Here is a 20,906-nt window from a genome sequence, read left to right as displayed (position 1 = left end):
GAGGCGAGGTGCTTATTATGAATGAAATAGAAAAAAATCAAATCCAAATAACCCATCAAGCTGCAGTTAAAGATATAAAAGAGGCTTTGCTTGGTAAAGCTAAGCAGCAATTGGATTTTAGCAATGATGCCTATATAAATGAAAATATTCAATTGCAAGCGAAAGAGGATGTATTAAAAGCTTATCGTGAGGTTCTTACAGGGATGGCTAACAAGCATTTAAGTAGGCCTCAAACAGGAGAGAACGTCGTCGATGCTCAGCAAAAATTACAAAATAAATTGACATTAATTAAAAGTAAACTAATTGAAGGCTTAAGAGACAATATTCAACCAGACCAAAAAGAAGAATTTGCTCAATCTTTTGATGTAAAAACTAAGCCATTGTGTGATTCATTAGCTGGTTTTTCTCCGAATGCCATTAATACTTATAAAGCGAAGCTTTCTTTGCAGCATGAACAATTAAAAAATAAAAAAACAGATGCGCATCTTACCGCTAAAGTTTTTGATCCTGAGTCATTTTCTCCTGATCCAATGAATCCTATAGATTATGATTATAAAATTAATATTGATAACTTACGCTTACAGATTAAACACAATCTAGCTAATTTAAAGCCAGGCGAGAAACTTCATATAGTCGTAGAAATTCCACCGGATCGCGCGGATATTTTAAAAAAAGTAGCTGAAACTGGTTTTCAGTACAGAATTTCTTTAGTTGCTTTATTACTTTTATTTTTTATCCAAATTAAAATGATTAACAAGGACGATGAAACTCGAACGATTTCCGCAATCCAGAAATTAATAGAAAAAGATCATATACCGCTTCAGTCAGAAGATATTACATTTTCAATTAAATCTCGAGGTAACGATGGGAAGTTGCAGACTGTGCTGGGGCCACGTCCTTTAGATTCTTCTGTTATGGCATGGAAGTTAAATAAACCTTGGCAAGCTTTAAATAACATTTTATATCCTACTATGGGAGGGAAAAAACAAACAGATGAATTGCAAAAAGAAAACAAATTTCAACGTAATTGCCGAGCAGAGCTTAGTTTAAATAATAATGCACAATCCCCTGGCATGGTCCGTTAAGAAAGATTATTTCTCTTTCATGATACATCCTAGTGTATATAGAGAGTAAAAAATAGAGCAAGGTATCTGTAATGCCCATGAAATTAACTCATATTTTATTTCATGGGTAACTTATAAAATTCGGCGATGATTTTCCAGGCTTGCTCTGCGGTTTCAACAAAACGGAAAAATTTCAAGTCTTTAGCATCGATCATGCCTTCACTCACTAGAAAATTGAAATCGATTAATTTCGACCAATATTTTTTTCCAAATAGTAATAAAGGAATGGGTTTGATTTTTTTGGTTTGTAACAGCGTTAAGGCTTCAAAGAGTTCATCTAGGGTTCCGTAACCGCCAGGGAAGCAGACTAATGCCCGAGCTCGGATCAAGAAATGCATTTTGCGGATTGCAAAATAATGGAATTGAAAACAGAGCTCCGGTGAAATATATGGATTTGGACTTTGTTCGTGCGGTAGCACAATATTTAAACCGATACTTTTTGCTTTGACATCCTGAGCGCCGCGGTTGGCGGCTTCCATGATGCCAGGCCCACCGCCAGTGACGATGACGAAATGTCGACGTCGATTTTTTTGACACTTTTCAGAGACTATTTGACTAAAACGTTGCGATTCTTCGTAATATTTGCCTTTTTCGAGTTGATTTTTTAGCAGTTTTTCCTCTTTTTTGGCAGAAGTGCTTTGTGGATTCTGTTTTAATTTTTGTTGCACTTGCTTAAGTTGTTGCTTGGTCACTTCCGGATCGATCACGCGAGCGCTGCCAAATACAACAATAGTGGATTCGATTTTTAGCTTTTGTTGCGAGAGCTCTGGTTTTAACAATTCTAATTGTAAACGTACTGAACGTAATGATTTATGCAGTAAAAAATCATGATCCAAAAAAGCCAGTTCGTAGGCTGGCCAGGCCACTTTTTGTCGGTTACGTTTTTTAACTTCGACTTTTGCGGATGAAAAAGGCTTGGAATCTGCAATATCCATTCGTTAACCTTGGTGGTTTAAATGTTAAGTATATCAGCGCTCAACGAGTGTGCCTAATATAAATAGATGCTTTTAATTTATGGTGAAATAGAGCAAATTGTTATAGATATTTTACGGGCTATTAATCTGTTTATAGAGTTGAATCAGCGCCTGCGTTGAAGAATCTAAACTTGCCTGCATCTGCTGACTAGGATTATTTAAATTTTGGAATATCTTTTTATTTAATTGTTTTCCATATTCCACGCCCCATTGATCAAACGGATTAATTTGCCAGATGACACTTTGCACAAAGACTTTATGTTCATAAAGTGCAATCAACTGTCCTAAACTAAAAGGAGTCAATTCATTCAGTGCCAGCACATTATTGGCATGATTTCCGCGTAAATTTTTATAGCTAATATCACTGTGGCAGCCTTCCATAAAGACCTTACTTTGACTTAAAGCACTAGCGATAACATGTTGATGATGCTGAATATTGAGTTTAGGATCACGCAACGTACAAATAAAATCAGCTGAAAAATTGACCGTACCTTGATGAAACAATTGATTAAACGCATGTTGAGCATTTAAACCAATGTCACCAAAAATAATCGGACAGGTGGGATAATCCACGGGTTCACTATCGATGCGTGTCGATTTACCATTACTTTCCATCTCTAATTGCTGTAAATAAGCTGGAAAATACTTTAAACCCGAATCGTAAGGTAAAACTGCATGGGCTGAAGATTGAAAAAAATTGACTTGCCAGATACCCAATAGACCTAACAACACCGGCATATTAGATAACCAAGCTTGTTGAAAAAAATGTTGATCCATAGCATGTGCGCCGCTTAGCAATTCACGGAAATTTAACATACCGATAGCTAAAACAATGGGTAGACCAACCGCAGACCATAATGAATAACGACCACCGACCCAATCCCAGAGCGGAAATATACACTCAGGATCGATACCGAATGCGATAGCTTTTTCAACTTCACTAGTGACGGCTAAAAAATGTGGTTTGCTCGATGCTGGGCTAAATTTTTCTTGAAATCGTTTTAGCAATGTAGAAGCATTCAACAGTGTTTCACAAGTGTTAAAGGATTTGCTGGTAATAATAAATAAACTGGTTTCTAAGTTAATTTTTTCTAACAAGCTTTGTAATGTTCGGTTGTCGATTTGTGAGATAAAATGAAAATGTAATGAGTTTTGTTGGAAAGACTTTAATGCATGGACAGCCATTAAAGGACCTAAATCTGATCCACCTATACCTAAATTGATAACGTCGGTTATTTTTTTACCGCTAAAGCTTAGCCATTGGTGTTGATGTATTTGTTCTGCAAAATGTTGCATTTTATCTAAACAAGCGTGAATTTTGACTAAGATATCTTCGCCATTCACGATTAATCCAGATTTTCTAGGGTCGCGTAATGCCGTGTGTAAGGCAGGGAGTTGTTGCGTGATATTTACACAGGCGCCTGAAAATAAATCATTGATCTGTTTTTTCAGATGAGTATGGTTTGCCAATTGTGTTAACAAAGTCAGTGTTTTTTCGTCTATCGGATTTTTTGAATAATCAAAATGTAAGTTTTTTTCGGTTAATGTAAATTTTTTAGCGCGCAGCGGATCACTTAGAAATAATTCTGCGAGTGGTGTTTTTTTAATCAGCAAAAAATGTTGGTTTAAATTTTTCCAGCTAGCCGACTGAGTAAGTCCGGGTTCAATTCCATTCATATTGTTCTTCCTCGTTTTTTGGGGCGTTTGGTTCCTCGAGGTGTTTGCGTGATGGTTTGAATTAATTGTTTCTTGGTTTCATCGTCCGCTTCTAAAAAGTGAGTCCACCAGCTCGCGATACTTGGATCTATTTCCTTGATTTCGGCACGTAATAATAAAAAATCATAAGCGGCGCGAAAGCGAGGATGATTTATTAAACGATACAGCATATAAGGACGTCGTTGTAATAATCGGTATTGTAAATCCCATATTTCACGAATCGCAGTACTATAACGGCGCGGGATGGTAATTAATTTCTGTTGTTTGCTCAATGCATCACTTACTGCATGTTGATAGGCAATAAATGTGGGGGTGTGTTGGGTAATGAGTTGTTCGGCTTTGCTTTGTACGCTAGGCCATAAAAACACGGCAAACAAAAATGCTGGGGAAACGGTTTTTCCTTGATGAATACGTTTATCAGTATTTTCACAGGCTAGTTCTAGAATTTTGTCGTTCGTGTCGTCTAGAGAGTCTTGTTTAGCTTGCGGAAATAATTCGTTGAGTAATTGATATTGCTGGAGTAGTTGATAGGTTTTTAAAGCTTGGCCATGATGAAAAAGTTTAAGTACTTCTTCAAATAAGCGAGCGGGTGGTACATGACGCAGTAGGGGTGCAAGTTCTTGTATGGGCTCTGCGGTAGCCGGATCCAATTCAAAATCTAATTTGCTAGCAAAGCGTATCGCCCGTAATATTCGAACGGGATCTTCTTGATAACGCAATCGGGGCTCGCCAATAATTCGTACTATTTTATTTTGTATATCGGCAAGTCCACCACAATAATCGACTAAAGAAAAATCAGCGATATTGTAGTAGAGCGCATTCATAGTAAAATCTCGTCGCCAAACATCTTCTTCGATTGTTCCGTAAACATTATCGCGTAATAGCATACCGTGTGTGGCAATCTTACGATGTTTAAAGGATTTTTTTTTGCTTTGTGCCCGAAAGGTGCTGACTTCAATGATTTCTCGGCCAAAGCGTATATGCGCAAGACGAAAGCGTCTGCCAATCAATAAACAATTACGGAAAAGTTTTTTGATATTTTCAGGACTGGCATTGGTGGCAATATCAAAGTCTTTTGGTTTTTGCTTGAGTAAAATATCACGTAAACACCCACCTACTAAATAAGCACTGTATTTGTGCTGATTCAGCCGATATAAAACCTTGAGCGCATTAGGATTAATATCTTTGCGTGAAATAGTATGTTCAGCCCTAGGGATAATTTGGGCTTGTGGGTGAGCTATTTTTTTGGGGAATAGTCGATGAAAAAACTGCTTAATAATGATGATCTGCCTCTTTATGTGTAATTCATTAAGTGTAGGTAAGCAAAGGGTTCTAATAGTCGATATTTACTCAAATCAGTAATATGGCAAAAACCGTAGCTGCTCTTAGCCTGTATGCTATCAAAATTCTTGCATAATAGTATAAAAAAATCATCGTCATGGCGAGCGAATGAAATGGCCGTGGCCATTCAATTATAGAATTTCTTAGATTGTCGTGCACTATGCGTTCGCAATGACAAAGAGGTGATGCTAAGTCGAGGCTTTATAAACTAACAAAATCAAGAGATCTTCTTTGCGCAGAAGGGTGTCTTTACTGGGATTAATTTTTCTGACACCTTTGCGTTCCATGCCTAATACTATGCCGTCAATATGATTTTTCTGCATAGCTTCTTCAATGCTAAGTCCTACAAAAGGATGGCTTTTATCAAGTAAAAAAGTTTTTAATTCAAGATGATTGTATAATTCTAGTTCTTCTTGGTAGGTGGTGACCTGCAATAATTGGCTAAAGCTATCAATTTGTTCATCGCTACCTAAAATAAACAACTTATCGTAAAGCCTAATTTTTTCATGATGTTGCGGAGTCAAAATAATTTTAGGGCCACGATAAAGTGCAACCACATGAATGCCAAATTGTTCCGCAAGGTTTAATTCTTGTAAGGTTTTATTGATAAAATAATAATTATTCTGGATATCAGTTCCTTTTAAATTAATGCCCCAGGCGGTTAATTCATCCTTGGAAGTTTCTTGAATGCTAGGTGTTTTAATATTGGCTAGAAATCTTTTTTCTAACCAGGGGTAAAATTTTTGCAACGGTTTATGTAATAAACTAAATAATGTTAACGAAATAATGATTAACAATAAAATAATAGACCAGGTATGGAAATAAGTAACGGCTAAGGTAATGATGACGGTTAAAGTAAAAATCCATCCTATGGCGATGATAGGTCGAATAGCGGCATGGCGTCGATGTGGGAAAGCACGATAAGCAAATATCATACCCCAGATAAAGGGTGAAGCTAATAATAAAGCAATCAGACAACTTAAGGTATTTACCCAATACGTTGAGTTGATCCATTCACTAATTTTTGGAAATATCCATTTTTCACTCAAACTGAAAATAATCGCCACCATAACACTATTAATAAGTAGTCGAGTAATATATTGGCTATACATCACACGCTTTTTCTTCAGTCTTAAATAGCGATGGATAAGTATTGTGTAATGGATTAATAGTTGTTTTGCACGTATAGGAAGATTTTTTTCCAATAGTTTACTTAGCGCAGCTGAGGACATAATGAGATAGGGTGTAGTAAAAGTAGTGACGGCCGATACGGCAATAATAATCGGGAAGAGTGCTGGTCGTGTAACCTGTAATGTCAGGCCCAATCCTGCAATAATAAATGAAAACTCGCCAATTTGCGCCATACTAAAACCTGCGCGCACCGAAGTGCTTAAACTCTGACCCGCGGCTAAAGCGCCGGTCCCCGTAGCAAAGATTTTGGCAAAGATAGTGATGATGGAAATGAGTAAAACTATCCAAATATTTTGTAGGATCATACTAGGGTCAATAAGCATACCTACCGAAATAAAAAACACCGCCGCAAAAATATCACGAATAGGGCGCATATATTGTTCAATAAACTGAATTAAATCCGTTTCAGCTAATATCGAGCCCATAATAAAGGCACCTAATGCCGTAGAATAGCCGAAGTATGCCGCAATACAGACCAATATTAAACACAGCGCCACCGAAACGATAGTTAAGGTCTCTTGATTCGCAACATCCACTAATTTTCTAATTAAAGTAGGAATTAAAAAATAACCGATTAAAAACCAACTACCGACAACGATAAAAAGTTTAATGGCAGAGTCTGCGAGTGTCGCAGAAATAACCGCATGTGTCCCGACTAAAATAGAGAGTCCAGCCAGTAATAAAATGGCCAATAAGTCTTCAACAATCAACACTCCAAACACGAGTTCGGCAAAGTGTTTGCTTTTCAAACCCAATTCTTCCATGGCTTTTATAATAATGGTTGTCGACGAGATGGAAAGCGCAGCACCTAAAAAAATACAATCATAAACAGACCAGCCTAATATTTTTCCTAGAGCGAAACCAATCAATAAAACAACTAACACTTCAAACAAACCCGTTACAATAGCGGGTGTTCCTACACGTTTAAGTTTATGAAAACTAAAATCTAACCCAAGAGAAAACATCAAAAAGATAACGCCCAGCTCGGAGAGTGTATGTAAACTGGGTACATCGGTAACGAGGTCATAGGGAGGAACATGCGGACCGACAATAATTCCGGATAATAGATAGCCTAATACCACAGGTTGTCTTATTTTTTGAAATAAAAGTGTGACTAAGCTGGCTACGCCGAGTATGACGGCTAAATCTTTAATGAGTGGAGCAAGGGGTTGCATAGATCTATTGTTAGCCCTCTTTTAGGATATATCAAGTTTTTGCTTGAACTTACAATAAACTTTAAACCCATCCAGCATTGCATAGGAAAGGTTAATTTTTAATACAAGTAATTTTTTTATCGGTCGAAGTGAGATTCGCATCCGGATGTAAAGCAGCAAACTAGCAGTTATTTATCTACAAAAAGAAATTTTCTTCGATCTTAATATTTCATTAAGCTTTATTCATTACTCTGCTATGCCAGTACATGATTGTTATAAACCTCATTAGCAAAATTTTCGAGATATTTTTAACTCATTACTTAGCTTCTAACCATCAAAATAATTAAATGATGGCAATATAACCATCATGAAAATTATTAAAACAATAATAAAATTAAGGTAATTGATATGGCACAGATAAAATCTACCGGTCTAAACCGCGAGACATTAGATATTACAACTGAATTTTTCAAGAATGTTAAAAATCTTGATAAAAATGATCCAAGTAATTATCAATTAGAACTTTTTCATCTCGTTGAAAAATTTTTTAAATACATGAACCGTCTTGGGGAATTAGAGTTTGCGTCGTTTCTTGCAAAACATCAATTTGATCATTACGATCCTGTTCAGCAAGAAAAATATACTGATGCTTTTAATTGTTTAGTCGCATTTATCGTGGAAAAATATAATGAATCGGATCTATTACGTTACTTTTTGCCAAAAGAGCATTCGATTGAAAATAAGCCGCAATTAACATCAGATTCATGGCGTATTGTTTATTGGGCAAAATTCTTAACTTATTGGTTGGGAAGTAAATTATTTAATAGACAGAAATTTATCATGCAAGGGGATAAGAAAATATCTCTAAAGGTTTCTATAGCAATAGTAAAGGGATTACATGATCAAAATTATTTTGACTTAAATCAAAATGCAGGTTTCAAAGAAAATTTAGATAGTATTGTTCAAACATTTGTAGCAAAGCGTAAGCAAATGTTTGTTAATACAATACAGAGTATCCAATCAAGTTCTAAGTTGATTACAGAAGATGAAACGCAGCAGGTTGCCCAAAAATCTGAAATATCAAGTAGCCAGTCAACAACATCATCGTTTGCTCCTCCTCCTCCTCCTGCTCCTCCTTTTGCTCCGATTCTACCGTCTTCTAAAACTAACCTGCAACGACAAGAATCAATTGTTGCTACTAGTGGTAGTGACAGAGACAATTTGCTGGCGGCAATTAGGGACGGTATAAAACTTAAAAAAGTCGAAGCAACTGCTCCTAAAGAAGTTACAAGCGATTCTAATAATCTTAATTTGCACGAGGCAATTAAAAATGCGCTCTTGAAAAAATTCAAAAATGTTCAAGATAATGATAGCGATAATGAAAATGAAAGCAATAAGGAAGGTAACCATTCTGAATGGGATGGGGGTGGAGACGTTGTGGATAGTGCAGGAGAAGCGGAAGCATATTTTGAACTTGAGAATAAAGACGAAGCAGATGCAATGATGAAAATTTTGCAACACACTATTCCTCAGAATTCATTAGATTTTGACTTCATTGCTGAAAAAATAGTAAATGCTTTCGATTTAATATCTGGCCTAAAATCACAGTCTGAGCAAGCAAGAAAACACACTGAGAAATGTTTAAGTACATTCTTTTCTGCCAATAATCAGAATGGTGAACAACAACATATTAATAGCCCTGCAATGAAATTGCGTTAAGCGTAGGCTTTTCTATTAAAATTATTTGTTGTTGGGAAGCTCATTACGGTCGCTCCTGATCAAAGGACATTGCTAATCACAATGTCCTTTTTTATGATAGAGGGTTTTTTTCATAGGTCACAGCGTTAATCTGGAATCGGTATATAATGTTTAGCCATGAACGGAGTTCTGAATATAGATTAAAAATTATTAGACCTTTTATTTAAAAAAAAACCAAGTTAATAACACTATTACAACTTCCTTATCCTTAATTGCTTACGCGTCCGGTATCGCAGCGAATGATGTAGGTTGCGCCGAAGGTCCGTTGCAACTGCAGAATAATCGCTTAGAGCAAAAACTATCCGAACATCATTTACCCAATCATTGGCAAGCTATATTAAAGCCTCGCAGTGGCGATAAAAGCCATAGCTTGCAACGTGTGGTAGAACTTAATACTGAATTAGCGGCTATAACTTACGATTTAATTCAACAACATCAACCTTTTGCTGTGTTGGGTGGAGATCATTCCTGTGCAATAGGCACTTGGAGTGGCGTCGCGGCGGCGCTAGCACAGCAACAAAATGGAGAATTGGGCTTAATTTGGATCGATGCGCACATGGATAGTCATACGTTTGAAACGACAGCGACTGGTAATATTCATGGTATGCCCTTAGCGACACTTTTAGGTTATGGTGATACTACGCTCACACAGATTGCTATACCTCGTCCTAAAATAAATCCGAAACGCCTGGTTTTAATTGGCACTCGTAGTTTTGAAACGGAAGAAGAAAAATTATTACAGCGTTTAGGTGTACGTATCTATACTATGCAAGCAATTGTACAGCGTTAGATACCGTATTTTCTGAAGCGATTGCCTATTAAAGAAACAATTCTGGATTTGGATTTAGATGCTATTGATCCTTTTGATGCACCCGGCGTTGCTGTGCCAGAAGCAAATGGTATTTCAGGAGAGGATTTATGCCAAGTACTGATCCAATTACGCCAAGCGTCACAACTTATTGGTTGAAGTGGTTGAATACAACCCTTATCATGATAAGAATCAAAAAACGGAAAGATTCATTCAAGAAATATTGCTAAGTATTTTTGGAGTTTAAACTAAATGAGTAAGCAAAGCGTTATCGTTGATCGACAATCCATCTTTTCTAACGACCAAATGCATAATAACCCTATCGAGCTTGAACAACATTATGGTGCGGCCAATTACGATCCTTTGCCCGTAGTGCTCAGTCGCGGCTTAGGTGCAGAGCTTTGGGATATTTCTGGTAAGCGCTACATCGATATGATGAGTGCTTATTCCGCAGTCAGTCATGGGCACAGTCATCCGCGCTTAGTAAAGGTGTTAACACAACAAGCGCAACGTTTATCGATTTGCTCGCGCGCTTTTTATAGTGATCGGTTGGGTGCTTTTTTAAAGCGTGTTTCTGATTTAACGCAGATGGATTGCGCTTTACCGATGAATACCGGTGTGGAAGCGGTAGAAACAGCAATTAAAGCCGCTAGAAAATGGGCTTACACTGTAAAGAAAGTGACAGAGAACCAAGCCGAAATCATTGTTTGTCGAGGCAACTTTCATGGTCGTACAACAACCGTGGTGGGTATGTCATCAAAGCCACAGTATCAGTTTGGTTTTGGTCCTTTTGCGCCAGGGTTCAAAACTATAGAATATGGTGATGCAGAAGCTTTAGCGGCGGCAATAACTCCTAATACAGCTGCTTTTTTGGTTGAGCCTATTCAAGGTGAACGTGGCATTGTTGTACCGCCTAAAGGCTATTTGCAAACCGTTGCACAAATTTGTCGAGAACGTAATGTTCTACTTATTCTTGATGAAATACAAACTGGTTTAGGTAGAACCGGTAAATTTTTAGCCTGCGAACATGAAAACGTTAAACCGGATGCTTTGATTTTAGGTAAAGCATTAGGCGGTGGTTTATTACCGGTATCATTATTTTTAAGTCGTCGGGATGTCATGAATGTTTTTGCAGCGGGTGATCACGGCAGTACTTTTGGCGGTAATGCTCTAGCCGCAACTGTTGCGTTAGAAGCTTTAAATACCCTGTTTGATGAAAATCTAATCCAGCGTTCAGAAGAGTTAGGTGATTATTTGCATCAACGTCTATTAGAAATTTCGTCCCCGTTAATCAAAGAAATTCGCGGAAAAGGTTTATTTATCGGTATAGAACTTGACTCACGTTACGCGAAAGGTCGTGCGATTGTTTTACAATTATTAGAGCATGGTTTATTAAGTTACGAAACGCACGATACCGTTATTCGTTTAGCACCACCTTTAGTCATCAGTAAAGAACAATTGGATGAAGCCTTAGCCATTCTGAAAAAAGTGTTGTTAGCCAAGACTGCTTAGGTAGGTACCGAGACCCGTTAAAAACATTTGTACAGCAATTGTGGTTAATATCATCCCCATTAAACGTTCTAATGCCGCAATGACTTTGACACCCAACAATTTTTGTAAGGGTACGGCAATTAAAAGTAAGAGTGTCGCTATCAATGATGCGGCCGCTAAGGCGGTAAACCACTTGCCCATTTGATGAGGTGCTTGGCTGGCGAATAAGATGACAGTGGTCATGGAAGAAGGTCCAGCGAGCAAAGGAATGGCCATAGGAACAATAAAAGGTTCTCCTTGCGTTTGTTCCGCTATTTTTTGTCCCATAGGAAACAACATTTTAATTGCTATAAGAAATAAAATAATTCCACCGGCGATGCCTAAAGCTTCTTCACTAATATGTAAGCTAGCTAAGATAGGTTTTCCACAAAATAAAAAAAGCGTCAAGATAACAAACGCAATTAAACTTTCACGCAAAATAATTTTGGTGCGACGCGTTGGATCAACTTGTTTAAGTAATGATAAAAAAACCGGAATATTTCCGAGCGGATCCATGACTAAAAAAAGTGTCACCGCAGCAGAATAGATATTCATTTGAAAATGCATAAAAAATTACCCACAGCAATTAGTTTTTTGGCAAGTGCCGCGTGCATGCAGCAATCTGGTGTATACAATATACATGAGGATTGCGAATTGAGCGGCAACACAGAGAAAAATTTAAGTGCGAAGAGTACTCAAAAAAACTTTTATGTATTGTAATGAGAATAGTGGTTGACATCCAGCCTTGACTTTCGCAAAATAGCCCCTCGATTTTGAGGAGGGGTTCCCGAGCGGCCAAAGGGAGCAGACTGTAAATCTGCCGGCTCAGCCTTCGAAGGTTCGAATCCTTCCCCCTCCACCAGTTATTTTTTTAGATATGCTTGCGGGTGTAGTTCAACGGTTAGAATTCCAGCCTTCCAAGCTGGCTATGTGGGTTCGATTCCCATCACCCGCTCCAAAAAAAGCGATGCAGGGCGTAAGTGGCAGCACGGCAATAATTTAAATGCAATGAGTAATGCATGCAGGCCCACATGGCTCAGTGGTAGAGCACTTCCTTGGTAAGGAAGAGGTCACCGGTTCGATCCCGGTTGTGGGCTCCAAAAGACAAAGAATACAAGTTAAAAGAATTAGGCCAGTAGCTCAATTGGCAGAGCGGCGGTCTCCAAAACCGCAGGTTGGGGGTTCGATTCCCTCCTGGCCTGCCAAAAATCTATTTGGCAAGGTAAAAATGAAGAACGCAAAGCTTGAAAACAAGGCCACTAAAAGAGACTCCATAATCTGGATAATGATGGGAGTTATTTTACTATTGGCTATTTATGCCAATAATTATTTTTCTCACCAGGCCATTGCTATTCGCTTGATAGGCTGGATAATAGACGCACTTGTGTTGGCATCATTATTTTTTTATACGGTACTAGGGCGGCGGTTTTGGGCATTTGCACAAGCTTCACGTGCTGAACTACGCAAAGTAGTCTGGCCAACACGAGAAGAAACGGTGCGTACTACTTTGATTGTGATGGCGATGGTTGTTGTGGCGGGCTTATTTTTATGGGGTATAGATACACTCTTATTATGGGCAGTTGCTTTTTTAACAGCGTAAATGAAGAGGATAGTTAACTTATGACAGATAAAAAAACAGAACTTCATTCCGATGTTTCAGAGCAATCGTCGAACGATCCTGTTTCACCTAATGAAAAACTATCTACAACAGAGGAAAAAACTGCGCATGGATCGATGCAATGGTATGTCGTACAAGCACGCTCAGGTTATGAACGCAAAGTTTTAGATGCTTTAAATGAACGGGTTAAACAACAAGGTTTAACGGAGAAATTTGGCCAAATTATTGTGCCGACTGAAGAAGTGATCGAAATTCATCAAGGTCGTAAGCGCAAAACGGCACGCAAATTTTATCCGGGATATGTTTTAGTCGAAATGGATATGGATGAAGATAGCTGGTATCTCGTTCAAAAGACACCAGGCGTGATTAAATTTATCGGTGGAACCAGTGATAAGCCAGTGCCTCTGAGCAGTAAAGAGGTGGATAAGATTTTACAGCGTATGCAAGAAGGCGTGGATAAGCCTCGGCCTAAAGTCTTGTTTGAGGTTGGTGAAGTGGTGCGTGTTGTGGACGGCCCTTTTGCTGACTTTAATGGTGAAGTTGAGGAAGTAAACTATGAAAAAAATCGCATGCGGGTTTCAGTCATTATTTTTGGTCGTTCCACACCGGTTGAATTAGAGTTTGGTCAAGTTAAAAAAGCTTGATGCATTGTAGGACCCTTAAAAGGGGATAAAAATCGTCAATGGGAAGCTTAGCGATAATGCTAGGCGTTAGACCCGGAGGTAAACATGGCAAAGAAAGTTCAAGCCTATGTGAAGTTACAGGTAAAAGCCGGCGAGGCTAATCCTGCACCACCTATTGGTCCTGCTTTGGGACAACAAGGGGTGAATATTATGGAATTTTGCAAAGCCTTTAATGCACGTACTCAAAGTGCAGAAAAAGGTATGCCGATGCCAGTCGTGATTACGGTGTACTCCGATCGTAGCTTTACATTTATTATCAAAACCCCCCCTGCTTCCTATTTAATTATGAAGGCAGCGGCGATCAATAAAGGCAGTAGCATCCCCAACAAAAATAAAGTCGGTAAAATTACTCGTAAACAGCTGGCTGAGATTGCAACGATTAAAATGCCTGACTTAACTGCAGGTGATTTAGAAGCAGCAATGCGCACAATAGCTGGCACAGCGCGTAATATGGGTGTCGAAGTTGAAGGAGGGCGCGAACGTGGTTAAACTCAGTAAACGTTTTCGTTTGATTAAAGAAAAACTGCTTCCTGGTAAGGTATATACGGTAGTAGAAGCTGTTAGCTTACTCAAGGAATTTCCGGTTAAGTTCAATCAAAGTGTTGATGTTAGTATCAATTTAGGCATAGACCCGCGTAAATCGGATCAAACCGTGCGTGGTGCCGTTGTATTGCCGCATGGAATTGGTAAAACACCTCGAGTCGCTGTGTTTGCTCAGGCAGCCAATGCCGAGGCAGCGAAAGCAGCAGGTGCGGATATCGTCGGTTTTGATGATTTGGCTGAGAGCATAAAAGCCGGTAACTTAGACTTTGATGTGCTTATTGCAACACCAGATGCGATGCGCTTAGTGGGTCAACTTGGCCAGATTTTAGGACCAAGAAACTTGATGCCGAATCCTAAGATTGGCACAGTAACGATGGATGTCAATACGGCAGTTGCCAATGCGAAATCGGGTCAAGTGCGTTATCGTGCTGATAAAGGCGGGATAATCCACTGTACGATAGGTAAGCTAAGTTTTGAGCCTCAGCAATTATTGCAAAATTTAGAAGTATTGGTAGGGGCAATTAAAAAGGCCAAGCCGGCTACGGCTAAAGGGGTTTATTTAAAGAAACTAAGTTTATCTAGTACGATGGGACCTGGGTTATTAATTAATTTGGCCTCGCTAGAAGCAAGCTAAAATGTTCGCCCATTTTTGTGTTATATGCTCATTGGATTTTGGCAAGTGCGGGATTATTTGGGAATTTGCCTGAATTGATCCGGTAACACAGAATAAAATCAAGTGCGAAGAGTATATGAAACGTAAAATGAGTGGCTTACATCTTGACTATTTAGTGGATTTAGGATAGAAGAGCTACCCCCACTGATATAAATAGTGGGAATGAATTCGCAGTTAAAGGGCTTTCCCTCTAACTGTCGGAGACCGTAGGTGCGCCGATGTTAAAAAGAAGGTATCAGTGTCTCTTATTAATATAGGTGCTTAATTTTACCTACGCAGACGGTGAACCTTTAGGGCCACCGAGCCTTTAATCATCATCTATTTACGGCTGATGGTTAAACAATACATGAGGAGAAAACCAACGTGACATTAAGACTTGAAGATAAACAGGCCATTGTTGCGGAAGTTGGAGAGGTTGCAAAAAATGCGTTATCAGCAGTTACTGCTGAATATCGTGGTTTAAGTGTGGGGGAAATGAGTCAATTACGTATACAAGCACGCAGCTCAGGAGTGTATTTACGCGTAGTGCGTAATACCTTGGCGCGACGTGCTTTAGAAGGCACAGGCTTTGCGTGTTTACAAGACACGTTGGTAGGGCCTTTACTTCTAGCATTTTCCCAACAAGAGCCAGGTGCAGCAGCGCGGCTTATTCGAACATTTACTAAGCAAAATGAAAAATTGGTTGTTAAGGCGGTCGCTTTAGATGGTCAATTACTAGCGGTGAATGAACTCGAGAAACTTGCGAACCTTCCAACCCGTGATGAAGCAATTGCTACATTGATGGCAGTTATGAAAGCACCAATTACTAAGTTAGTGCGTACATTGGCTGAACCACAAGCCAAATTACTACGTACCCTGATTGCTGTGCGTGAAAAGCAACAAGCAGCCGCATAATTGCGGTTAATTAATTAAAGTTTTTTTTATTTTTGGAGTGATAGTTATATGAGCACAGACGATAAACGCAAAGAAGTATTAGAGACCGTTTCTAAAATGAGCGTCCTGGAAGTTGTCGATCTTATTAAGAATATGGAAGATACATTTGGTGTTTCTGCAGCCGCTGCTACAGTTGCCGTATCAGCAGCACCAGGTGCAGCTCCTGCAGCTGCTGAAGAAAAGACCGAATTCAATGTTGAGTTGAAAGAAGTGGGCCCTAATAAGATCAATGTGATTAAAGTAGTGCGCGAAGAAACGGGTCTTGGCTTAAAAGAAGCTAAAGATTTAGTTGAATCAGCACCTAAAGCGGTCATTAAAGAAGGCATGTCTAAAGCGGATGCCGAAAAGCTTATGGCTAAGCTTACAGATGCTAAGGCTGTTGGCGAAATGAAATAAGTTTATAACACTAAAGGATGCTCAGATTTATGCTGGGCATTCTTTGTATTATGAAATTTGTTTCTAACATATATTTTAAATCTTTAAATGTGCCGCACATTTTATAAGATTTAGATTTAAGACGATGTTGGTCGTAGGACGTAGACTAAATAGGGACTAAGAGAGAGATTAAAGTTCTATAATTCACTGAAATTGTGTAAAAAATAGACTTTAAAGCGTTATTAACCAACATAAACATAAGCCCAGCTAGATATGGGCACGATTTTTCTTTATTTATTCTGTTCTCTAACTAGGTGAGCTTTAGATGGTAATTCGGACATCCCCAGCAACTGAGCAAGCAAATACTCCATATTCATTTACTGAAAAAAAGCGTATTCGTAAAAATTTTGGTAAACAAGCGACCATAATGGAAGCGCCCTATTTATTAGCGACGCAAATTGAGTCTTATCATCGATTTTTACAAGTAGATACCTCGCCAGATGCACTAGAAGATATAGGGCTTAATGCGGCATTTAAATCGATATTTCCTATTTCTTCTTATTCTGGTGGTGAAGCCACTTTAGAGTATATTAATTATCGAATAGGGCAACCGCCTTTTGATGTTAAAGAATGTCAAGCACGTGGTTTAACTTATGGTGCGCCTTTACGCGTGAAAATGCGTTTAATTATTTACGATAAAGAAGCAGCGCCAGGCTCCACGAAACTTAAATATATTAAAGAACAAGAAGTGTATATGGGTGAGCTGCCGTTGATGACAGATACAGGAAGTTTTGTGATCAATGGAACCGATCGTGTGGTCGTTTCACAATTACATCGTTCACCGGGTGTGTTTTTCGAGCATGATAAAGGTAAAACTCATTCTTCAGGTAAGTTGTTGTACGCGGCGAGAATTATTCCATACCGTGGTTCTTGGTTAGATTTTGAATTTGACCCTAAGGATAATTTATTTGTTCGTATTGATAGACGACGTAAATTAGCTGCTACCATACTATTACGCGCATTGGGATATACCTCAGAAGAGATATTAGAATTATTTTTTAGTAACAATGTTTTGCACCTAAAAGGTGAAACAGTTGTTTTAGATTTAGTTCCTGAGCGTTTACGTGGTGAAACCGCTAGCTTTGATATTAAAGATGCCAGTGGCAAGGTGATTGTTGAGCAAGGTCGACGTATTGCAGTAAGACAAATCCGTGAAATAGAAAAAGCCAAGATTAAACATCTCGAGTTACCAATTGATTATTTAATTGGTAAAACACTCGCTAAGCCTATTATTAATTCAGAAACCGGTGAGATTCTGTTTGAAGCAAACACAGAATTAACTGCAGACGTCGTTAATAAATTAATAGAAGCACAAGTAGAAAAAGTAGAAACTTTATATACCAACGATTTAGATTCCGGTGCGTATATTTCAACAACCTTACGCATTGATCCAAGTCACAGTCAGCAAGAAGCATTAGTTGAAATTTATCGTATGATGCGCCCAGGCGAGCCACCTACTAAAGAAGCGGCGGAAGCCTTATTCAAAAATTTGTTTTTTGTTTTGGATCGCTATGATTTGTCTGCCGTAGGACGAATGAAATTTAATCGACGCTTAGGTCGAGAAGAAATTACTGGATCAGGTACGTTGACTAAAGACGATATTGTCGCCGTTTTACGCGCATTGATCGAAATACGAAATGGTAAAGGCGACGTGGATGATATCGATCATTTAGGCAATCGTCGTGTACGTAGTGTTGGTGAAATGGCAGAGAATCAATTTCGTATTGGTTTAGTGCGTGTGGAACGAGCTGTCAGAGATCGATTAAGTGTTGCCGAATCTGAAAATTTAATGCCACAAGATCTCATTAATGCTAAACCTATCTCAGCGGCCATCAAAGAATTCTTTGGTTCTAGTCAGTTATCGCAGTTCATGGATCAAGTGAATCCCCTTTCCGAGATTACACATAAACGACGAGTCTCTGCCTTAGGGCCTGGCGGTCTAACACGTGAGCGGGCGGGTTTTGAAGTTCGAGACGTGCATCCAACGCATTATGGTCGTGTTTGTCCGATTGAAACACCCGAAGGACCGAATATTGGTTTGATCAATTCCTTGGCGGTATATGCTCGAACTAATCATTATGGATTTCTTGAAACACCTTACCGTAAAGTTGAAAATGGGAAAGTAACTAAAGAAATTCAATATTTATCTGCTATCGAAGAAGGTAAATATGTCATTGCTCAGGCGAATACCCGTCTTGACAGCCATGGTAAGTTGATCGATGACTTGATTCCTTGTCGACATCGTAATGAGTCGATGCTGACAACAGCGGATAAAGTCAATTATATGGATATTTCACCGGCACAAGTTGTTTCGGTGGCCGCTTCTTTGATTCCTTTCTTAGAACATGACGATGCCAACCGTGCATTGATGGGTTCGAACATGCAGCGTCAAGCGGTGCCAACCTTGCGTACTGAAAAACCTTTAGTTGGTACCGGTATGGAACGTAAAGTAGCAGTCGATTCAGGTGTAGTCGTGGTGGCTAAACGAGGCGGCTTTATTGACTCAGTCGATGCAGGTCGTATCGTCGTTCGTGTTAATGATAAGGAAGCGACGGCAGGTACCGCAGGTGTAGATATTTACAATCTGACTAAATATACACGTTCGAATCAAAATACCTGTATTAATCAAAGGCCTTTAGTAAATAAAGGGGATGAGATCCAAAAAGGCGATGTCATGGCGGATGGTCCTTCTACTGACTTAGGAGAGTTGGCTTTAGGGCGTAATCTTCTTGTAGCCTTTATGCCATGGAATGGTTATAACTTTGAAGATTCTATCTTAATTTCAGAACGTGTTGTTTCTGAAGATCGTTTTACCACAATACATATCGAAGAATTAACCTGCATTGCACGTGACACTAAATTAGGTACGGAAGAAGTTTCATCAGATATTCCTAATGTCGGAGAAAGTGCACTTTCTAAATTAGATGAGTCAGGTATTGTACATTTAGGTGCTTGGGTAGAAGCGGGTGATATATTGGTGGGCAAAGTGACACCTAAAGGTGAAACACAGTTAACACCCGAAGAAAAATTATTGCGCGCTATATTCGGCGAAAAAGCTTCAGATGTAAAAGACAGTTCGTTACGTGTTCCTTCTGGAATGCGTGGTACAGTAATTGATGTTCAAGTCTTTACGCGAGATGGTTTAGAAAAAGATAAACGCGCATTAAGTATCGAAGAAATGGCTTTAGATAAAATTAAAAAAGACTTATACGACGAATTTAGAATTTTAGAGAATGATTGCTACCAACGTCTAGAGACTTTATTAGTTGGCGCTACGGCAAGTAGTGGACCAAATAAATTAAAGTCAGGTAGTAAAGTGACAGTAGACTATTTACAAGGCCTAGCTAAGGATCAATGGTTTTCTGTTAGCTTACGTGATGAAGCGACTAATCAGCAATTGGAAGCCGTTGCAAAACAATTAGAAGAAGCACGTCTTGCATTAGATGAGAAATTTGAGAATAAACGCAAAAAACTAACCCAAGGCGATGATTTAGCACCAGGCATACTCAAGATTGTTAAAGTTCATTTAGCTATTAAGCGTTGTATTCAGCCGGGTGACAAGATGGCCGGGCGACACGGTAACAAAGGGGTTATTTCTACCATTATTCCTGTCGAAGATATGCCTTATATGGAAGATGGTACGCCGGTTGATATCGTTCTTAATCCTTTAGGTGTGCCATCACGTATGAACGTTGGGCAGGTACTCGAAACGCATCTAGGTTGGGCAGCAAAAGGTTTAGGTATCAAGATTGCGGGTATGATCGATGCGCAAAAAAATATTAAAGAAATTAAAAACTTCTTAGGATCTATTTACAACGATACTAAGGAAACGGCACAAAAAGTAGATTTAGACAAATTATCAGACGAGTCTGTTGTTGAGCTGGCGCATAATTTACGTAACGGTGTGCCCATGGCTACTCCGGTCTTTGATGGCGTGACGGAAGCAGAAATTAAGCGCATGCTAAGCTTGGCAGATTTGCCGGAATCAGGACAAACCACGCTATATGATGGCAGAACCGGCGAGCGTTTTGAGCGGCCTGTTACGGTGGGTTATATGTACATGCTGAAGTTGAATCATTTAGTTGACGATAAGATGCATGCTCGTTCTACCGGGTCGTATAGTTTAGTAACCCAACAACCATTGGGTGGTAAAGCTCAATTTGGTGGTCAACGATTTGGTGAAATGGAGGTTTGGGCGTTAGAAGCTTATGGAGCGGCTTATACTTTACAAGAAATGTTAACCGTCAAATCGGATGACGTTGCCGGTCGAACGAAGATGTACAAAAACATTGTTGATGGTGACCATCAAATGGAAGCGGGTATGCCAGAATCATTTAACGTATTAGTCAAGGAAATACGCTCCTTGGCAATTAATGCAGAATTAGAAACCAAAGATTAATCTGAAGTGGAGAGTATAACCTTGGC

At 39.0% G+C, this 20,906-nt stretch carries 15 protein-coding genes, 4 tRNA genes and 1 pseudogene; 15 read left to right on the top strand and 5 right to left on the bottom strand.

What is annotated here, in order from left to right; translation table 11 throughout:
• Positions 1-17 precede the first annotated feature (17 nt).
• Positions 18-1,085, top strand: coding sequence for a hypothetical protein (locus tag AACL18_RS05915; RefSeq protein ID WP_339049933.1), 1,068 nt, complete (start codon positions 18-20; stop codon positions 1,083-1,085).
• A gap of 95 nt (positions 1,086-1,180) precedes the next feature.
• On the opposite strand, the gene AACL18_RS05910 is transcribed toward AACL18_RS05915, so the two are convergent.
• The 4 genes from AACL18_RS05910 to AACL18_RS05895 form a co-directional block, all read right to left on the bottom strand.
• Positions 1,181-2,059, bottom strand: coding sequence for an LOG family protein (locus AACL18_RS05910; protein WP_339049931.1), 879 nt, complete (start codon positions 2,057-2,059; stop codon positions 1,181-1,183).
• Between the two features lie 111 nt (positions 2,060-2,170).
• Positions 2,171-3,775 carry a glucose-6-phosphate isomerase gene (gene pgi / locus AACL18_RS05905; protein ID WP_339049929.1) on the bottom strand — a complete coding sequence of 535 codons (1,605 nt, stop codon included), beginning with the start codon at positions 3,773-3,775 and terminating at the stop codon, positions 2,171-2,173.
• Positions 3,772-4,995 (bottom strand): polynucleotide adenylyltransferase PcnB, encoded by a 1,224-nt coding sequence (pcnB, locus tag AACL18_RS05900; protein ID WP_339051630.1) that lies wholly within the window; start codon positions 4,993-4,995, stop codon positions 3,772-3,774. Before pcnB ends, pgi begins: the two co-directional genes overlap by 4 nt.
• A gap of 348 nt (positions 4,996-5,343) precedes the next feature.
• Positions 5,344-7,521: a cation:proton antiporter gene (locus tag AACL18_RS05895; protein ID WP_339049927.1), complete on the bottom strand. Its 2,178-nt coding sequence runs from the start codon at positions 7,519-7,521 to the stop codon at positions 5,344-5,346.
• A gap of 387 nt (positions 7,522-7,908) precedes the next feature.
• Here AACL18_RS05895 and AACL18_RS05890 point away from each other — a divergent pair, with 387 nt between their 5' ends.
• From AACL18_RS05890 to rocD, 3 genes and pseudogenes are all read left to right on the top strand, one after another.
• The gene (locus AACL18_RS05890) at positions 7,909-9,219 is read left to right on the top strand and encodes a WH2 domain-containing protein (protein WP_339049926.1); all 1,311 of its coding nucleotides are present in this window, start codon (positions 7,909-7,911) and stop codon (positions 9,217-9,219) included.
• 304 nt (positions 9,220-9,523) lie between these two features.
• A pseudogene (locus tag AACL18_RS05885) lies at positions 9,524-10,225 on the top strand (arginase family protein).
• 93 nt (positions 10,226-10,318) lie between these two features.
• Positions 10,319-11,578, top strand: a complete 1,260-nt coding sequence (rocD, locus tag AACL18_RS05880) for an ornithine--oxo-acid transaminase (protein WP_339049925.1) — start codon at positions 10,319-10,321, stop codon at positions 11,576-11,578.
• On the opposite strand, the gene AACL18_RS05875 is transcribed toward rocD, so the two are convergent.
• Entirely contained in the window at positions 11,561-12,163 is a 603-nt protein-coding gene (locus AACL18_RS05875) for a MarC family protein (protein WP_422395879.1), read from the bottom strand. The genes rocD and AACL18_RS05875 overlap by 18 nt on opposite strands.
• 210 nt (positions 12,164-12,373) lie before the next feature.
• On the opposite strand from AACL18_RS05875, the gene AACL18_RS05870 reads away from it, so the two are divergent.
• The 11 genes from AACL18_RS05870 to rpoB all read left to right on the top strand — a co-directional run bounded on the left by AACL18_RS05870 (position 12,374) and on the right by rpoB (position 20,880).
• A tRNA-Tyr gene (locus tag AACL18_RS05870) sits at positions 12,374-12,458 on the top strand.
• Between the two features lie 21 nt (positions 12,459-12,479).
• Positions 12,480-12,554 (top strand) — tRNA-Gly (locus tag AACL18_RS05865).
• 67 nt (positions 12,555-12,621) lie between these two features.
• A tRNA-Thr gene (locus AACL18_RS05860) sits at positions 12,622-12,696 on the top strand.
• Positions 12,697-12,725: 29 nt separating this feature from the next.
• A tRNA-Trp gene (locus tag AACL18_RS05855) sits at positions 12,726-12,801 on the top strand.
• A gap of 23 nt (positions 12,802-12,824) precedes the next feature.
• On the top strand, positions 12,825-13,196 hold the full coding sequence (gene secE, locus AACL18_RS05850) for a preprotein translocase subunit SecE (protein WP_339049924.1): 372 nt from the start codon (positions 12,825-12,827) through the stop codon (positions 13,194-13,196).
• A gap of 134 nt (positions 13,197-13,330) precedes the next feature.
• Positions 13,331-13,858, top strand: a complete 528-nt coding sequence (nusG, locus tag AACL18_RS05845) for a transcription termination/antitermination protein NusG (protein WP_339051626.1) — start codon at positions 13,331-13,333, stop codon at positions 13,856-13,858.
• 84 nt (positions 13,859-13,942) lie between these two features.
• Positions 13,943-14,386: a 50S ribosomal protein L11 gene (gene rplK / locus AACL18_RS05840; RefSeq protein WP_339049922.1), complete on the top strand. Its 444-nt coding sequence runs from the start codon at positions 13,943-13,945 to the stop codon at positions 14,384-14,386.
• Positions 14,379-15,074 (top strand): 50S ribosomal protein L1, encoded by a 696-nt coding sequence (rplA, locus tag AACL18_RS05835; RefSeq protein WP_339049919.1) that lies wholly within the window; start codon positions 14,379-14,381, stop codon positions 15,072-15,074. Before rplK ends, rplA begins: the two co-directional genes overlap by 8 nt.
• A gap of 402 nt (positions 15,075-15,476) precedes the next feature.
• Complete coding sequence (gene rplJ, locus AACL18_RS05830; protein ID WP_339049917.1) at positions 15,477-16,007, top strand: 50S ribosomal protein L10; 531 nt, start codon at positions 15,477-15,479, stop codon at positions 16,005-16,007.
• Between the two features lie 48 nt (positions 16,008-16,055).
• On the top strand, positions 16,056-16,442 hold the full coding sequence (gene rplL, locus AACL18_RS05825) for a 50S ribosomal protein L7/L12 (protein WP_339049914.1): 387 nt from the start codon (positions 16,056-16,058) through the stop codon (positions 16,440-16,442).
• Positions 16,443-16,746: 304 nt separating this feature from the next.
• Entirely contained in the window at positions 16,747-20,880 is a 4,134-nt protein-coding gene (gene rpoB, locus AACL18_RS05820; protein WP_339049912.1) for a DNA-directed RNA polymerase subunit beta, read from the top strand.
• Positions 20,881-20,906 lie beyond the last annotated feature (26 nt).

Origin of the sequence: Rickettsiella endosymbiont of Xylota segnis (assembly GCF_964019545.1) — a bacterium.
Taxonomy (GTDB): Bacteria; Pseudomonadota; Gammaproteobacteria; order Diplorickettsiales; family Diplorickettsiaceae; genus Aquirickettsiella.
This window is presented reverse-complemented; position numbering and strand designations above follow the sequence as displayed.

What these genes read in the sequence shown, in the direction of transcription:
- AACL18_RS05895 (WP_339049927.1), bottom strand. Translation starts at nt 7,521, where the DNA reads ATGCAACCCCTTGCTCCACTCATTAAAGATTTAGCCGTCATACTCGGC.
- AACL18_RS05915 (WP_339049933.1), top strand. Translation starts at nt 18, where the DNA reads ATGAATGAAATAGAAAAAAATCAAATCCAAATAACCCATCAAGCTGCA.
- secE (WP_339049924.1), top strand. Translation starts at nt 12,825, where the DNA reads ATGAAGAACGCAAAGCTTGAAAACAAGGCCACTAAAAGAGACTCCATA.
- nusG (WP_339051626.1), top strand. Translation starts at nt 13,331, where the DNA reads ATGCAATGGTATGTCGTACAAGCACGCTCAGGTTATGAACGCAAAGTT.
- rocD (WP_339049925.1), top strand. Translation starts at nt 10,319, where the DNA reads ATGAGTAAGCAAAGCGTTATCGTTGATCGACAATCCATCTTTTCTAAC.
- AACL18_RS05875 (WP_422395879.1), bottom strand. Translation starts at nt 12,163, where the DNA reads ATGCATTTTCAAATGAATATCTATTCTGCTGCGGTGACACTTTTTTTA.
- rplK (WP_339049922.1), top strand. Translation starts at nt 13,943, where the DNA reads ATGGCAAAGAAAGTTCAAGCCTATGTGAAGTTACAGGTAAAAGCCGGC.
- rpoB (WP_339049912.1), top strand. Translation starts at nt 16,747, where the DNA reads ATGGTAATTCGGACATCCCCAGCAACTGAGCAAGCAAATACTCCATAT.
- AACL18_RS05910 (WP_339049931.1), bottom strand. Translation starts at nt 2,059, where the DNA reads ATGGATATTGCAGATTCCAAGCCTTTTTCATCCGCAAAAGTCGAAGTT.
- rplL (WP_339049914.1), top strand. Translation starts at nt 16,056, where the DNA reads ATGAGCACAGACGATAAACGCAAAGAAGTATTAGAGACCGTTTCTAAA.
- AACL18_RS05890 (WP_339049926.1), top strand. Translation starts at nt 7,909, where the DNA reads ATGGCACAGATAAAATCTACCGGTCTAAACCGCGAGACATTAGATATT.
- pgi (WP_339049929.1), bottom strand. Translation starts at nt 3,775, where the DNA reads ATGAATGGAATTGAACCCGGACTTACTCAGTCGGCTAGCTGGAAAAAT.